The sequence below is a fragment of the Lyticum sinuosum genome (assembly GCF_034471385.1).
Lineage (GTDB): Bacteria > Pseudomonadota > Alphaproteobacteria > Rickettsiales > Midichloriaceae > Lyticum > Lyticum sinuosum.
The window spans coordinates 45,727-62,935 of sequence record NZ_JARGYU010000002.1 but is presented as its reverse complement, the minus strand read 5'-3'; the positions used below and the strand labels follow the sequence as shown (position 1 = coordinate 62,935).

Here is a 17,209-nt window from a genome sequence, read left to right as displayed (position 1 = left end):
ATTAAAAATTTAATAAAATTAATATTTTTTAATATTTTTTGCATAATCTAAAGCACTATATGTAATACAAGCACATGCACCAGCTCTTTTAAATGAAATCATTGATTCTAAAAGTGTTTTTTCATAATCAATCATATTATTCATAGCTGCGCACTTCATCATAGCATACTCACCACTAACTTGATATGCTATAATAGGTATATTATGTTCAATACTAGCACGATAAATAATATCAAGATAGAAAGATGCTGGTTTTATTATTATTGCATCAGCCCCTTCATCTATATCAGCTTTTATTTTTCTCATAGAACCATTTAAATCTCTTGGATCAAGTTGATAATTAAACTTATCACCAACAGAATAAGACCCTACATGATCTCTAAACGGCATATAAAGAGATGATGCATATTTAGCACTATATGAGAATATTAATTTATAATTATATCCATTTTCATCTAAAACATTTCTAATAGCTTTGACTCTACCATCAGTCATATCTGATGGTGCAAGAACATCAGCGCCTGCTTCTGCAAGAAGTTTTGCATAATTAGCAAGTATAACAACTGTCTGATCATTTAATAATATTCCATCTGAATTTATTATTCCATCATGTCCATGAGATGTATATGGGTCAAGAGCTACATCAACAATAACTCCTATTTCTGGAAAATTATCTTTTATATTTTTTATTGCTTTGAAAAAAAAATTATTATTATTTAAAGAATAACTTCCAATATCATCTTTTAATATTGAAGGTATTATCGGGAATAACATTAGTGCTGAAATTCCAAGTTCATAAGCTATTTTGATTTCTTCTATAGCATTTTGAATTGAATATGATTTCAAGAAATTATTATTTTTAATCAAAATATCATCTTCTAAATGAATAAAAATAGGATATATGACATCATCACAAGTAAGATATAATTGATTAGTAATCTTTCTAATCCATTTATTAATACGATATCTACGTTGACGTTGTGTTATATTAATCATTATTTATTTATATTATATTTTTTTTATTTTTATTTTTATTTTAAATAGATTTACTTAATCAATAATATTATAATATTTATTCATAATTTTTAATAAAAAAACAGAAATGATAATAATAATCGTTAATAAAATTATAAAATATAATGGCATAGTTATACTCATACCATTATGAAGTATGCTCATACCAAATGTGATGCATGATGTAAAACAATAAGTTATCAAAGAAAATATACTAGATGCTGTTCCAATGTTCTGATTATATCCATAGAGAGATAACATTAATGCATTAATCATAAGAAAGCTTGTTCCTATTCTTGTTATAATTTGACTGATAATACATAATAATGCCATTTCATGTATAGAAATTATATTTAGAGATTCATGGAGATATGATGCAATAAGAAAGAATGTATTGCCCATAAAGCATAATAAAGATCCGTACATGATAATTTTATGTGGTACAACAGATTCCTGTAATTTTTTATTAATAACACCTCCTATAATTCCTGCAGCTGATATTATAGTAAATGTTATTCCATATTGTGATGGAGAAAAGTTTAAATTTTTTATAAATATAAATGGGGCTTCACCAAAGTAACTAAATCCCATTCCTTGAGTAAGACTTACAATAATAATACAACAAATTGTTTGCTTATTAGAAAATATATATTTGAAAGAAGAAATTATAGCATAAAAATTTTTTAAATATATGTCACTAATATTAGATTTATTATTAAAATATATATTTTTATTAGTTTCAGGCAATTTTATTAATGATAAAATCATGATTATAATACAAATTATCAAAAGACAAATAAAAATATTATTCCAATGTGTATGTTCTACTACAAATCCTCCAAATAATGGACCAATTGCAGGAAATATAGATATTGCAGTCCCTATTGCTGAAAAAACATATCCAAGTTTTTTACCACTAAAACTATCCCTACATATTACTTGCCCTAAGACACTACCACTACTACCACCGAATGCTTGGAAAAAACGTGCAATGATAAGTATTTCAATGGTAGAAGAAAAATAACAACCCAAACAAGAAATAATATAAATCATTAAGCCTATTAAAAGACTTTTTTTTCTTCCAATATAATCAGATAAATTCCCCCATATTGCAGTACCTAATGCAAATCCAACTAGATAAAATCCTAATGTATTTTCTGCCATAGATGCAGAAGATTTAAAATATAAAGCTATACTTGGTAATGATGGTGTATAAACTGTTTCTGAGAAAAGAGGAAAACCAACTATAATTATAATTATCAAAACTGATGGATATATTTCTATTTTTCCTGTTTCCTCTATTTTTCCTGTTTCCTCTGTTTCTTCTGTTTTTCCTGTTTTCTCTATTTTTCCTGTTTTTCCTATTTTATTAATATTTTTCTTAATATCTTTAATATTATGTAATTTATTTGTATTTTTTATATTATTCATTCTGATCTCATTATAATTGTATAATTTGTGATTCTTTCTATTTTATTAGATATTTCTTCTATTTTTCCAGTTTTTCCTGTTTCTTCTGTTTCCTCTATTTTATTAATATTTTTCTTAATATCTTTAATATTATGTAATTTATTTGTATTTTTTATATTATTCATTCTGATCTCATTATAATTGTATAATTTGTGATTCTTATTACAAAATTTAAAAAATTATCTATAAATATCTATAAATTGTTTATTATTGTGAAATTATTTCTTTAGCTTTTTTACCAAATACTTCGTATCTCCAGCCATGTTTTAATTTATCGCATTGATCAATTGATGTTATATGCCTAAGTTCTGCATTATTTACAATTAAATCTGCGGATATTCCTGTTTCTTGACTAACTTGATTAAGTAAATTAATTAAATTTCTTGCAAAATGAGATGTATCATAATATTTTAACATTTCTTTTTTTATTTTTTTATACTCATTTACTTCATATTCATTTATTTCTGACATAATTTCCTTAATTTTTTCACTTCCCAGATTAAAACTAGCATTTATTCTAAGAATAGAAACAGGAATTTTATTTTTCTCTTCTATTATGCAATATACAATATTTTGAAGGTTTTTATCAGATATAATATTTTGTCGACCAATATTATTTTGTTGTGCAATATCTTCACGTAATTTTATTAGTCGCATTAAATATGGTGCCATTTTTTGATTATCAAGATCTGGGGCTTCTTTAAAAAGAATATTCATAAAAATTTTTTCAATTTTATTCTTATTATCTTCAATTTCAATTATTGAATTTTGTACTTCTTCTTCGACCCATTTTCCATAATTCCTTTGTTTAATTTCTTCAAATATTATAGGATATATTTTATACAAGTAATTAACATCATTTGCAGCATAGTCTAATTGGCGTCTATCTAGAGGTCTTTTCAACCAATCAGACATTTGTTGATTTTTATCAAGCTTAATACCACAATAATGCTCAACTAAAGCGCGATATGAAATCATACGATGTTCACTAATAAATGCTCTAGCTATTTGTGTATCGAATATCCCTTGCATTTGACACTTCATATTAAATTTCAAAGCAAGATGATCATGTTGACATGCATGTATTACCTTAATTATTTGCTTATTTTCAAGAATTTCTTTTAAAAAATTCATATTTAATCCAGCTTTAGCATCAATTAAAACTATAATAAGATCTTTATTAGAAGATGATATTACAGAACTTGCATCCTCTATTTTATGTAAATTTTCTTTATCTGGGCATGCATATGCTATTTGTATAAGTGAAAGGTCTGGATAATATGAAGAATTATTAGCTATAAATTCTGTATCTATTGCAATAAATGGTTGCTTCCACATTTGTTCACAATGTTTTTGAAGAGACTCATTAGTCTTGATAAATATATTCATTTGACTATAATGTAAGTTGAAAATTTATATAAATAATAATTAACACAAATTAAAAAATTAAAAATTTATTTATCATTTTTATATTTGTAATAAATTATAAACGAATTATTTAAAACAATAGTTAAACAACATTAGGATATTATCATATGAATAACAAAACTATCAATCATGAGAATAATAATATTAATAAAAATATCAATTTTATGACAATTGATCAAATGGAACAAAAAATAAGAAAATCTATATCTATCATGCGCGACTATCTTTAACTGGGATAAAATACAATCTAAACTTGAAGAATTATCAGAAAAAGCAGCACAAATCGATATTTGGGAGAAAGATCCACAAGAAGCTACAAGAATAATGAAGGAAAAAAGTCATATAGAATATAATATAAATGAAATAAAAAATGCTGAAAATACAATTGATAATTTAATAGAATTATATAAATTTGCAGAAGATGACCCTGAAATTTTCTTAGAAATTCAAAATGATATGCAAAATCTCATGTTAGATCTCTCTAATAGAGAAATTGAGTGTCTATTTTCAGGAGAAGCTGATGAGCGTAATTGCTTTATTGAAATACATTCTGGTGCTGGAGGTACAGAAAGTGATGATTGGACTAGTATTTTAATGAGAATGTATTATAGATGGACTGAAAGAAGAAGATTTAAAGCAGAAATTGTAAGTCAAATTTTGGGTGAAGAAGCTGGAATTAAATCAGTAACAATAAAAATTATAGGAAAAAATGCATATGGTTGGTTAAAAGCAGAAACTGGAGTTCACCGTCTAGTAAGAATATCTCCATTTAATAGCGCTGGAAAAAGACATACTAGTTTCGTCAGTGTTTGGATATATCCTTTAATAGATGATAAAATAAATATAGTTATCAATGATAGTGATATTAGAGTAGATACATATCGATCTTCTGGAGCTGGAGGACAACATGTAAATACAACAGATAGTGCAGTACGTATAACACATATACCTACAGGTATTGTTGTCCAATCTCAAAATGATCGTTCTCAACATCGTAATAAGGAAGAGTGTATAGTTATGCTAAAATCCAGATTATATGAACTCGAAATACGAAAAAAAGAAGAAGCTGCTAATAACAATTCTAAAACTGAGATAGGATGGGGGCATCAAATAAGATCATATGTACTTCATCCATATCAAATGGTAAAAGATTTACGTACTAATCATGAGACAAGTAATACTAAAGCTGTTTTAGATGGAGAAATAGATGAATTCCTTTCTGCAAGCTTATTAAGTAAAATACAAAATATTAAACAAGAATAATAATATTAAACAAGAATAATAATAAGATATATAAAAATTTATAATAAATTTATAATAAATAAGAATAAGAATGATAATATAAAATTCCTACGTTTTTAATAAAATTAATAAAAAACTTATAATATACTTATATATTTATATTATTGATATATCAGTATTTGTAGATTTATTATTTATTAAGTTTTATTAAGTAAAATACAAAATATTAAACAAGAATAATAATATTAAACAGGAATAATAATATTAAACAGGAATAATAATAAGATATATAAAAATTTATAATAAATTTATAATAAATAAGAATAAGAATGATAATATAAAATTCCTACGTTTTTAATAAAATTAATAAAAAACTTATAATATACTTATATATTTATATTATTGATATATCAGTATTTGTAGAAGTAATATGATATTTTAATATTGTTGCAATATATGAAAAATAATCTCTATATTTTTTCTTAAAATTATTAACAGAAAATTGAGATTCTTCCATATAATATAAATATCTCTCTATTACTTCTAATGAAGAAAATGGATTATTTAATATAGGTAATATACTTTTTTTCTTTTTAAGATTTAAATTTAACATTCTATAAACTTTTCTAATAAGTGCAATAGCTATTTGTGAGTTTATAATATACTCATTAATATATCTATTATCTATGTCTATAGACATAATCTTTGTATCTATATCATTTATCAACCCAGGAGATTTTATAATATTATGATTATAATCTAATATTTTAAATATATTTCTTAATTTAGATGAAAAAATTGATTTAAATAATAATTTAATATAAATTGATCGGAATTGTTTATAAGGAAAAAAAATACAATAAAAAGTTGATATAAAATTCAGAGAAAATCTTATACCATTTATAATTTTTTTAGTATTATAATAATATAGTATAAAATACTCATATATTTTATTGGTAGTATTATCTGTAACAAAATCAAATATATGCAAGACTTCATTTAAAAATAAAGGAGTTATATTATTTAATATATTTCCATTTTTGATCTTAAAAAATGGTAATATTTCCTTTACTTTATTATAATATTCTTCATATGAATTAAATTTTTTTATATTTAATGGAATAATAGAAATATTTGAATTTCTTCTTTCAATTGTAAAATTAAATTTAGAAAAATTATCTTTATCTAAACAATTTATTGGAGTTGAACAAAATTCAATATATTTATTTATATAATCTGAAATTACTTCAGATAAAACATATCTTTTAGTATTATTTTGATTACTTTGATTTATTTCCCATATTCTTATAGATCGTAATCCTGGAATATATTTTTTTATATTATCATGTAAAACTAATTTATCAGAATATGGATTATTTAATCTATTCATTGATTTTGCAATATATAACATCATATAAACTTTTTATTTATATATTTATAAAGATTTATAAAGTTAAATTATTATTATATAATTTTTGTTTTTTTTATGAAATTACTCTGAGATTACTCTATTTTTAATAAAATTACTTAAAATTATATAATTTTATGCAATAGAATTTTATTTACCTATGCAAAATTCTTTAAATACAACATCTAATATTTCATCTAATTTTATTTCCCCAAATAATATAGATAATTCATTAATTGCGAATCGTATATCTTGTGCAGATAATTCTAAAGATTTTTGCAAAGAAAATTTCTCTAAATTTATTAAACATTCTTCTATACATTGTCTTTGTCTCTGATTTACTGGAAAAACCTCTGAAATTTGATTCATAGATTTTTTTATTATATTTTCAATAATATTGAATAATATTATAGTAAAATTTTCTATATTATTGTTTTTTATAAGATAATTTTCGGTATCAGAAATAATATGAGATTTCATAGAAAATAATATTATATCCATACTATTTATAAGTGTATCTATATTTTTTACTATTTCAGATAGATTTTCTAAATCTGGATTTATTTTTGATTTAATTCTAGATATAATTGTATTTTTTAATTTATTTTTAATAATATTTAAATTAATATCAAAATTATTATTTATTAATGATAATAAATTATCGTAATTAATATTTAAATCTTTTTTATTTTTAGTATTTGTAATATCTTGAGATAAAAAATCTATATTTAATAAATTTAATATAGAATTAGATGGAAATAAGTCAACTTTATTCAATATAAAAATTTTTGGTTTATTTATTGATAGAATATTCAATAACATATCAATTTGTGAATAAATATCTTCACTTTGATCAATAACAATAATTATAATATCAGCATCATCAGCAGCTTTATAACTACGCTTTATTCCATGATTTTCTATCACATCATCTGTTTGATCTCTTATCCCAGCAGTATCAGTTAATAATACCAAAAAACCACCTATATTTAGTCTTATTTTTATTGTATCTCTAGTAGTACCAGCGATATCAGAAACAATAGCTATATCGTCACCAGCTAAAATATTTAATATCGTTGATTTACCAGCATTTGGTGGACCCAAAATAGCGATTTTTATACCTTCTATTAAATTAATACTTTTATTATTTGAATATAAATAGTTTTTAATAGAATCTTTCAAATTATCAATCTCATTTTGACTATTTAAAAGTACACTATGTGGAATTTCATCATCTGGAAAATCTATATAAGCTTCTAATTGCGCCATAATAGATACTAATTCCATTCTCCATGAATAATATGGTAATGACTTATTAGTAATATTATTTAATTGTTGTTGTACAAGTTTTCTTTGATGTGATGTTTCTGCACTAATAAGAGCATTTAATGCTTCTACTTCAAGTAAATTCATTTTCCCATTAGAAAAAGCACGATAACTAAACTCACCATTTTTCGCATGTCTTATAAATTCAATATTATTTAACCTTTCTAATATAGAATCTATAATTGCAATTCCCCCATGTGGAAATATTTCAAGCATATGCTCACCTGTGAAACTGTTTGGTGCTATAAAATATATAACAACTACTCTATCAATAATAAAATGTTGCTTATTAAGATGATTATTATCATCATGTAGAGTATGATCATTTATCATATCAATACTGCTACTACTCCTGCTATTATCAGTAGAATCATATATATTAAGATGATTATTATCATGTAGAGTATGATCATTCATCATATCAATACTACTACTACTACTGCTATTATCAGCAGAATCATATATATTAAGATGATTATTATCATGTAGAGTATGATCATTCATCATATCAATACTACTACTACTACTGCTATTATCAGTAGAATCATATATATTAAGATGATTATTATCATGTAGAGTATGATCATTTATCATATCAATGCTACTACTACTACTGCTATTATCAGTAGAATCATATATATTAAGATGATTATTATCATGTAGAGTATGATCATTCATCATATCAATACTGCTGCTGCTACTACTACTATTATCAGTAGAATCATATATACAATGATTTTCAGTACTAATAATATCGTATATTTCTTTTACATATGCTCTCCTATCAACAAAAGATGATATATCACAATCAAAAAGAATATTTATAAGATCAGATATTTCTTCCTGATTTGGAGAAGAAATTCTTATAGCTGCTATAGCTGATTTCCCATATGGAGTAGAAAGAGCGTAAATGGTTTCATTATTATCTTTAACAGTAAATTTCTTAGATTTATTATAATATAAGTTCATTCTTTATTTATTAGATCCTATATTACATCATATAAAGTTTCACTGAATGTAAAAATATCTGGAGCTTTTTGCAATCTCATATTCAATGATGATACATGACATGTTCCATAATTAACGAAATATAATTTCGCGATTTTAGATTTAGGATTAGAATTATAAAAACTACTAATTTTTAATAAATTTTCTATTCTTTCTTCAGATGGTGGTGTACTTGCAGTATATAGAAAATCTATTGATGTTGGCATAAATCTTGGTGAAAATCTTGTTTCATCTACAAGTAGACTCACTATTTCATTCTCTATTTGTAAAACAATAATATCTTTAGATTTAAATGTTTCAATAATCTTTTGAACGATTTTTTCTTTAATAATAGAATAATGAGTACATGCAAGAATTAAAATAATTTTTTCAGATTCAGATTCATTTATAACTCCTTTGATTGCATCAAGATTTATTTCTTGTTGATATTCTATTTCATTTGCTAAATTAGGAATAGATATAAACAGTCCGTTTCTTCCTGAGAATGTATAATCTTTATTGCTATCATTTATTATGACATTACTCTGAATAGAAGCAATTCTATTTTGATATACTTGAGAATCTATTGTGAAAGGGGTTCCAAGAACAATTATTGGCAATTTCTCATCATAAGACTCTAATAATTTAATAGTTGGTGTTATAACATCTATTATATTCTTCTTCTCTCGCCTATTTTTAAATTTATTTAAGATTTCATCGTTACTACAGGAATAGTCAGTATCTTTTAAAAGTGCAGCTGATGCTGTATGGCAAGCGCAAATTATCTTAGTACATCCTATTTCCTTTAAAAAGTGCTGAATGGATCTAGCACGATTTAAAATAAAATCGTAATCTTTATTGCCGTAAGGCATTACTTCATTATCAGAAAAGTAGGTAATACTTTTATAATGATTGACTAGCAACGGATTATTTACAATTTTTGATAATATTGTTAATCCGCCCAATCCGCTATCAAAAACTCCCAAATGGGGTGTTGGATTTTTCATAATGAATATTAATTAATATAGAATATAGTAAAAACTTTTGTTTTATTTTACTTAATAATTTCTTGATTTTCATTATATTATATTTGAATGGATCAATAGTTAGATTAAGCACTTATTTTTTTTATTTAGGTTGTAATTTATATACTAATTTTTTTATCTAATCTACATTAAAAATCAGTTTTTGAAAAAATATATCTTGACCATTTTACTTCTATTAATTTTATTTCGCCAATTTCATAAATATTACTTCCTTCTACTGTATAATTTAAATAATCCATATCAAAACGTACTAAAATATCAAAAAAACAAGAAAAACTTATTTGTTGTTTAAATGAAGGTGGAATAGAAAAAGTAATAATGCCATTATCATTATCAATTGTATACAACTTACTAGAACATAATTTATCATCTATAAAAATTTTACAACTATCTATACGTGGTTTATTAATAAGACGTATTTCTTTAAATTTATTTAAGATATATTCTTTAAATAACATAAAAGATTTCTTATTACCATCCCCATATCCTATAATTTGATTTTTTACAGTATAATCTCCCCAATCTTTGAAAAGAAAACAAAAAGCACGGCCTTTTGCAATACGAAATAATGAAATAATTTCAGAAAGTTTATTATAATCTCTTATACTAGGTGGTATTGTAAATTTCATTTTAGGTATACACCAATTTATATTACGTTGTTCATGGCCACCTACACCTTGTGAGACTGAAGTTGAATATTCTATAGAACTTGAAGAACCACATGATATATCTTCTGGAAAGAGAATCTTAAGAAAATTATCTGAGTTACTTATATTATTATGCGATAATAAATAATCTACTTTGTAATTTTTATTAGAATGATATTTATAATCTTCTTTTTTGACTTGGATATCATTTTTTATATCAAAATTATTATTAATATTATTTTCTTTGTATATTTTCATATAATTTATTATTTAATCTAAAAATTATTAAATATTTTTAATTAAAACTATTAATTTATGATATTTTTAATATCATATTTTTTAATATAAACTCATATTTTTATTTATTTTTTTTATTAAAAATTATTAAAAATGATTATTGTTTTTCATCTTTTTCTTTCTTTTTAGATAAAAAACAACCATTATTTTTATGAATAAGAGGGCCACTATTATCAAAGACAAGATCTTTTTTATATCTCTCTAGATAATCTTCAACTATTGAAATATCAAGTGGGATAATATTGTCTTCTTCTTCATTTAACTCTTTATTTGTTTTTTTATCTAAAATTTTAGATTTTATACTATTTTTTAATAAATTCTTCGCGTTTTTTATTATTTTTCTATCGCTATAACATTTATCATCAGAAATAAACAATGAGTTTAGTAGAGGAATAATTTTTATTAAAGCACCTAATGGTGTTCCATTTCCTTGCATCCAATATTTATAATCATTATTATCATTTTCTTTTTTTTGTATATCATTATGATAATATTCTCCTTTAACAAAATAACTTCTATAAACATCATCTTGTTGCGATGTGCAAGAAATATTTTGCATAATAGGAGTATTATAATCAATAATTTTATTATTACTCATAGCTTTTATATCATTGATAGCTTGATAACATAAAGAAGTAAACTCCTTGATTAATTCCTTTCTAATAACATTACAATTAATATTACAACGTGTTTTATGGGTATTTTTATGAAATTTATTATCTAGGTTATAATTTCTCATATAAATAAAATTGATATAAATTTATGTTACATAAAATATTTATAGCGATTTATGGCCGATATAAATCATTATGAATTTATAATATCAATTTATTTTGATACCTAGGAAGTCCTAATAATAAGGAAGTCCTAATAATAAAAATTTTAAACTATTTTTCTAACTTTGGTTATTATTTTTATGTATTTATCATTATTCTTATAATTTTATAGATAATAGATAATATTTTCTTAATTTTATAAGAAATAATATAATTTAAATTATTCTCTTTATTTGTTTAAAGTATTCTTCTGCAATTTTAATATCTTATATAGTACTTTTTCACCTCTTTAAATAGATTTTCCTTAAATTTATATATATTCTTATAATTTTATAGATAATAGATAATATTTTCTTAATTTTATAAGAAATAATATAATTTAAATTATTCTCTTTATTTGTTTAAAGTATTCTTCTGCAATTTTAATATCTTATATAGTACTTTTTCACCTCTTTAAATAGATTTTTCTTAAATTTATATATATTCTTATAATTTTATAGATAATAGATAATATTTTCTTAATTTTATAAGAAATAATACAATTTAAATTATTCTCTTTATTTGTTTAAAGTATTCTTCTGCAATTTTAATATCCGACATGATAAATTTTTTATTTCCAACAATTTGATATTTTTCATGTCCTCTTCCTGCAATTAAGATTATATCATGAATTGTTGCATTAGTTATTGCATAATTTATAGCATCTTTTCTATTTCCTATTTCAATAACTGTAGCAAGATTTTTATCACAATGTATTATAATTTCCTGACGAATTAAGGCTGGATCTTCTTGACGTGGATTATCGTCTGTAATGATGATATAATCAGCAATAGAAGAAGCTATTTGTGCCATTTTCCTGCGTTTATCTCTATCTCTATTACCTCCACATCCAAAAACTAACCATAATTTTTGATGATATGTTTTTTTTAGCTCAGTTAAAGCCATTAAAAGACCATCAGGTGTATGAGAGTAGTCAACATATATATTACTTTGTGATATCTTTTGCATTCTTCCTGGAGGTTGTGATACCAATGGTATTATTGAAATCAGTTTATCAATATCAGCATCTGGTTTTACAGATAAAAATAAACTTATTCCACAAAGTAAATTCTGTATTTGAAATTCACCTATAATATCAGTTTTACATATATAATGTTTTTGATTTAAAACTAAAGTAAAACCAATACCAGGAGTATAATCATAAAAAAATACTGTCGATATAATATTATGATCTGTTATATCTTTTATATATGATTCATTTAGTTTATTTATTAAAAAATTTTTATTAAAAAAGTGATTATTATTAATAATTTCATTATTATTATTTATAATTCTACCATAAAAAATTATTTTTTTATCTTTATGAAGATATTGTAAAATTTTATATGAAAATTCATCATTTATATTTAAAACAACTATATCAGATGTTATTTCTGTAAATAATCTTAATTTAGCTAAAAAATAATTATTAATATCTGTATGATAATCAAGATGATCATGTGTTAGATTTGTAAAAGCAACAGATTTAAAATTAACAAAATCCAATCTATTCTGGTGTAATCCGTGACTTGAAGCTTCTATAGCTACATGATCAATTTTTGTGGATTGTTTTATTTTAGATTTATTTATTTTTTGAGAATTACTATAATTAGTAAGATAATTAAGAGTTTTATGAATTGTTTTTGAATCTGGAGTTGTAAGATGATTGGTATTATCAATAGATCTACACATTACTTTTTGTTTAGATTGTGAAAAATAACAATAAGTTTCTCCTAATGTTCCAATATAGACCGAATTCTTCCTAGAATATGCAGATGAAATGCATGAATAAAAATGTGCTGATGATGTTTTTCCATTAGTTCCTGTAACTCCTATTATTTTATCAGGCTGCTTAGGATAACATAAACTGCAAAACATAGCATAAGCTCTACGTATATTTTTAGTTTTATATAAAAAAACAGATTTTTTTAGTATTATATCTAATTGTAGTAAAGAATTTAATATTGAATTTTCTATTGTAGTTGGAATTATTACATATTTTGCACCATTATCAATAGCAGATGAAATAAAATTAGAACCATCAAATGTAACTCCAGGTATTGCAAAAAATATTGCATTTGTTTCAATTTTTCTATGATCTGATTCAATTTGTGGAAAATAAATATTATTACTAATAATAAAATTTTTTATATCATTTAGAATTAAATTAATATCAAGAGTTTCTAAAAGAGATATATCATTTTCGCAAAAATTATCTTTATAATACTCATAAAATTTAAATTTAAGATTAATAGATAAATTTTCTGGTAAAAGTAAATCAATTAAATAATTAATAGGTAATATTTTTTCTATTAGATTTTTTTGCATAATTAATAAGATATATCAATTATATTATAAAATATATCTAAAATACTTTTTATTATTTATATTTATAATAAATTTATAATTTAAAAATAATATTCTTAAAAATTATAATTAAATAGTATGAAATTTAATAAATATTTCAAAAATATTAAAAATTTATGTTATAATTGAATCCATAGTTTGAATAATTCTATTGATACTTTTTTCTTTTCCTATTACTTCCATAACTTCTGAAACACTTGGAGATTTAAAAGTACCTATAATAAGTGCTCGTAATAAAGACATAATTTCATTCTTTTTTATACTTTTTTGCTCAGCAATTATTTCAATAGTATCGTTAATTTTTAAACAATTCCACTCTTTTAAGTTTAAAAGATACTTTTTTATATCATCTACTAAACCAACAGTAATTTTACTTAATACTTGTTGGCATTTATCATCTATTGGATTTTTTTTATAAAAATATATCATACAAATATCAGATAATTCTAAAATTGTTGAAACTCTTTGTTTTGATATATCAATTCCTTTAAGTAACATTTTTTCATCTAATTCGAAATTATACTTTATATCTATAAGATTTAATTTTTCTATAATCAATGGATAAATAAGTGAAAAAAGTAATTTATTGTCTGTTTTTCTGATATAATGACCATTTAAATTATTAAGCTTTTGTATGTCAAATCTTGCAGGAGAACTACTAACCTTATGCAATTCAAATGATGAAATAGATTCATCTCTACTATAAATCTCAGTCATACCATCTCCACCCCATCCTAATCTAAGTAAATAATTTATCATTGTATCAGGAAGATAGCCCATATTTTTATATTGATCTATACCAATTGCTCCATGTCTCTTAGACATCTTCTTTCCATCTTCTGCATTTATCATTGGAATATGTGCATATTGAGGAATATTCCATCCCATAGCATTATAAATTTGTAATTGACGAAATGTATTTGTAAAATGATCATCACCTCTAATAATAGTATTAATACCAGCATCATGATCATCAACAACAACTGCAAGCATATAAGTTGGTGTACCATCAGAACGAACTAAAATCATATCATCTAACTCATTATTATTAACTTCAACTCTACCTTTAATAATATCATTAATACCACTAATAGAATTTAAATCAACTTTTAGTCTAATAGTATATTGTTTATATTCTAGATCTTTGTATTGGTATTGTAGATCTTTGTATTGATATCTATTATTATGCATTTCATTTGTTTCTTCTTCATTCATATTTAAAATGCTATGTACATGTATATTATCTGCGTCAGCTATATTAATATTTCTCCATGGACTAATAACTTTACCAAATTTCTCACGCATTTCATTTATTTCTTCTTGTGTCATATAACAACGATATGCCTTTCCAATTCTTATCAACTCTTCAGCAACTTCTTTATGCCTAAAAACATTTTTGCTTTGCAAAATAATATCTCCATCCCAATCTAATCCTAGCCAATTTAATCCATTAATAATTGCATCGATTGCTGATTGTGTAGATCTAATTTTGTCTGTATCTTCAATTCTTAAATAAAATTTTCCACCAAATTTACGTGTATGTAACCAGTTATAAAGGGCAGTACGAGCACCACCAATATGAAGATAACCAGTTGGAGATGGTGCAAAACGAGTTATTGGAATCATATTAGAATTTAAATTAATATATTTTTTATAAAAATTTATATTAGGATTTAATTAAAAAATCTACAACATCTTTTATATTTTGCATTTTAATTATTGTAATTTCATTACAAATTTTATTATTTAAATTAATATTACTTTTATTATCTAAATTGGTATTATTTTTATTATCTTTAATATTTTTAATATTTATTTTGTTTTCTTCTGGCATTACTATTCTACTAAACCCTAATTTTTTCGCTTCATTAATTCTATTTTCTATTTGTACAACCTGTCGTAACTCACCTAATAATCCAATTTCTCCAAAAAATACTATATCTCTTGGAATAGGAATTCTTTGTGCAGATGATATAATTGCAACAGCTCCAGCTAAATCTATAGCAGGTTCATTGATTCTTAAACCACCAGCAATATTGATATAAATTTCTTTATCAGATATTTTTAAATTAAGACGAGAAATTAAAATTGCAATAATCATAGAAAGACGATTATTATCCCATCCTACAGCTGATCTTTTTGGTGATGGTAAGAATGATTTTACAACTAAAGATTGGATTTCTAACATAATACTACGACTTCCCTCATATCCAGCAAATATACAAGAACCTATAGTTTCTTTTTCAAATCCTGATATAAAAATTTTAGATGGATTATTAACTTCAGTTAATCCAGTATTTTCCATTGAAAATATTGCTATTTCATTTGTTGAACCATATCTATTCTTAATTGCTCTAATAATTCTATATTGATGAGTTGTATCACCCTCAAATGATAAAACTGTATCTACCATATGTTCTAATAATTTTGGACCAGCAACCTGTCCATCTTTAGTTACATGACCTATAACTAAAACTATTACAGAAAAGTTTTTAGCTAAACGGGTTAATTCCATCACACAAGATTTTGTTTGGCTTATTGTCCCTGGAGCAGAATCTATTTCTTCTAAACTAATTGTTTGAATGGAATCTATAACAACCAATGAGTGTTTTTCTATCATTTGAGTCGCAGCAATAACTTCATTCATACTATTTGTTGCAAGAAGTTTTATATCTTTATGGCAGATATTAAGTCTTTGAGCTCTTAATTTTATCTGCATGGAAGATTCCTCACCTGTTATATAAAGACATTGAGTATTATTATTTGCACACGAATTGGCAATCTGTAAAAGTAATGTTGATTTACCAATACCAGGTTCACCATAAAATAATATTACTGAACCAATTACCATACCTCCACCAACAACACGATCAAATTCACTAATATAAGTCATACATCTATATGGTTCTGATATTGATGATGACTCACTTAAATCTGTTAAAGTAATTGGTAAACTGTTTCGCAATGCATTAGATGAAATAGCTGAAGAAGAATTCTTTATCTCTTCAATCATAGTATTCCAACTACCACACTCACTACACTTACCAACCCATTTTGTAGATTGAAAATTACAATTCTGACAAATAAAAACAGATTTTTTTATTGATGACTTCACTTTAATTCTGTTTTTATCTTATTTATCGAATTATAACAGTTTATAAC

At 23.4% G+C, this 17,209-nt stretch carries 13 protein-coding genes; 1 reads left to right on the top strand and 12 read right to left on the bottom strand.

The genetic code is table 11. The annotated features are described in order from the left end of the window. Nucleotides 1-18: 18 nt before the first annotated feature. From hemB to Lyticum_RS02145, 4 genes are all read right to left on the bottom strand, one after another. A complete protein-coding gene (hemB, locus tag Lyticum_RS02160) occupies nt 19-996 on the bottom strand; it encodes a porphobilinogen synthase (protein ID WP_322498695.1) in 978 nt (325 codons plus the stop codon). Between the two features lie 54 nt (nt 997-1,050). After that, complete coding sequence (locus Lyticum_RS02155) at nt 1,051-2,445, bottom strand: multidrug effflux MFS transporter (protein WP_322498694.1); 1,395 nt, start codon at nt 2,443-2,445, stop codon at nt 1,051-1,053. Beyond that, nucleotides 2,442-2,609: a hypothetical protein gene (locus tag Lyticum_RS02150; protein ID WP_322498693.1), complete on the bottom strand. Its 168-nt coding sequence runs from the start codon at nt 2,607-2,609 to the stop codon at nt 2,442-2,444. The genes Lyticum_RS02155 and Lyticum_RS02150 overlap by 4 nt, the downstream gene beginning before the upstream one ends. A gap of 82 nt (nt 2,610-2,691) precedes the next feature. Next, nucleotides 2,692-3,873, bottom strand: a complete 1,182-nt coding sequence (locus Lyticum_RS02145; protein ID WP_322498692.1) for a ribonuclease D — start codon at nt 3,871-3,873, stop codon at nt 2,692-2,694. Between the two features lie 203 nt (nt 3,874-4,076). Here Lyticum_RS02145 and prfB point away from each other — a divergent pair. Then, nucleotides 4,077-5,175, top strand: a protein-coding gene (gene prfB / locus Lyticum_RS02135) for a peptide chain release factor 2 (RefSeq protein WP_407659029.1) whose coding sequence is annotated in 2 segments (ribosomal slippage) — nt 4,077-4,139 and nt 4,141-5,175 — 1,098 coding nt in all. Because the reading frame shifts where the segments join, the coding sequence is not laid out codon by codon here. 373 nt (nt 5,176-5,548) lie between these two features. On the opposite strand, the gene Lyticum_RS02130 is transcribed toward prfB, so the two are convergent. The 8 genes from Lyticum_RS02130 to radA all read right to left on the bottom strand — a co-directional run bounded on the left by Lyticum_RS02130 (nt 5,549) and on the right by radA (nt 17,162). Then, a complete protein-coding gene (locus Lyticum_RS02130) occupies nt 5,549-6,568 on the bottom strand; it encodes a hypothetical protein (protein ID WP_322498691.1) in 1,020 nt (339 codons plus the stop codon). Nucleotides 6,569-6,712: 144 nt separating this feature from the next. After that, nucleotides 6,713-8,857 carry a tRNA modification GTPase gene (locus Lyticum_RS02125; RefSeq protein ID WP_322498690.1) on the bottom strand — a complete coding sequence of 715 codons (2,145 nt, stop codon included), beginning with the start codon at nt 8,855-8,857 and terminating at the stop codon, nt 6,713-6,715. Between the two features lie 17 nt (nt 8,858-8,874). Continuing rightward, complete coding sequence (locus Lyticum_RS02120; RefSeq protein WP_322498689.1) at nt 8,875-9,882, bottom strand: glutamate racemase; 1,008 nt, start codon at nt 9,880-9,882, stop codon at nt 8,875-8,877. 167 nt (nt 9,883-10,049) lie between these two features. Beyond that, the gene (locus tag Lyticum_RS02115) at nt 10,050-10,826 is read right to left on the bottom strand and encodes a DUF2460 domain-containing protein (RefSeq protein ID WP_322498688.1); all 777 of its coding nucleotides are present in this window, start codon (nt 10,824-10,826) and stop codon (nt 10,050-10,052) included. Between the two features lie 136 nt (nt 10,827-10,962). Beyond that, complete coding sequence (locus Lyticum_RS02110) at nt 10,963-11,604, bottom strand: hypothetical protein (RefSeq protein ID WP_322498687.1); 642 nt, start codon at nt 11,602-11,604, stop codon at nt 10,963-10,965. Between the two features lie 580 nt (nt 11,605-12,184). After that, on the bottom strand, nt 12,185-14,008 hold the full coding sequence (locus Lyticum_RS02105; protein WP_322498686.1) for a Mur ligase family protein: 1,824 nt from the start codon (nt 14,006-14,008) through the stop codon (nt 12,185-12,187). 153 nt (nt 14,009-14,161) lie between these two features. After that, nucleotides 14,162-15,673, bottom strand: a complete 1,512-nt coding sequence (gltX, locus tag Lyticum_RS02100) for a glutamate--tRNA ligase (RefSeq protein WP_322498685.1) — start codon at nt 15,671-15,673, stop codon at nt 14,162-14,164. Between the two features lie 40 nt (nt 15,674-15,713). After that, nucleotides 15,714-17,162: a DNA repair protein RadA gene (gene radA, locus Lyticum_RS02095; protein ID WP_322498684.1), complete on the bottom strand. Its 1,449-nt coding sequence runs from the start codon at nt 17,160-17,162 to the stop codon at nt 15,714-15,716. Between the last annotated feature and the right edge of the window lie 47 nt (nt 17,163-17,209).

What these genes read in the sequence shown, in the direction of transcription:
- gltX (WP_322498685.1), bottom strand. Translation starts at nt 15,673, where the DNA reads ATGATTCCAATAACTCGTTTTGCACCATCTCCAACTGGTTATCTTCAT.
- Lyticum_RS02150 (WP_322498693.1), bottom strand. Translation starts at nt 2,609, where the DNA reads ATGAATAATATAAAAAATACAAATAAATTACATAATATTAAAGATATT.
- Lyticum_RS02145 (WP_322498692.1), bottom strand. Translation starts at nt 3,873, where the DNA reads ATGAATATATTTATCAAGACTAATGAGTCTCTTCAAAAACATTGTGAA.
- Lyticum_RS02125 (WP_322498690.1), bottom strand. Translation starts at nt 8,857, where the DNA reads ATGAACTTATATTATAATAAATCTAAGAAATTTACTGTTAAAGATAAT.
- Lyticum_RS02115 (WP_322498688.1), bottom strand. Translation starts at nt 10,826, where the DNA reads ATGAAAATATACAAAGAAAATAATATTAATAATAATTTTGATATAAAA.
- Lyticum_RS02110 (WP_322498687.1), bottom strand. Translation starts at nt 11,604, where the DNA reads ATGAGAAATTATAACCTAGATAATAAATTTCATAAAAATACCCATAAA.
- hemB (WP_322498695.1), bottom strand. Translation starts at nt 996, where the DNA reads ATGATTAATATAACACAACGTCAACGTAGATATCGTATTAATAAATGG.
- Lyticum_RS02130 (WP_322498691.1), bottom strand. Translation starts at nt 6,568, where the DNA reads ATGATGTTATATATTGCAAAATCAATGAATAGATTAAATAATCCATAT.
- Lyticum_RS02155 (WP_322498694.1), bottom strand. Translation starts at nt 2,445, where the DNA reads ATGAATAATATAAAAAATACAAATAAATTACATAATATTAAAGATATT.
- Lyticum_RS02120 (WP_322498689.1), bottom strand. Translation starts at nt 9,882, where the DNA reads ATGAAAAATCCAACACCCCATTTGGGAGTTTTTGATAGCGGATTGGGC.
- Lyticum_RS02105 (WP_322498686.1), bottom strand. Translation starts at nt 14,008, where the DNA reads ATGCAAAAAAATCTAATAGAAAAAATATTACCTATTAATTATTTAATT.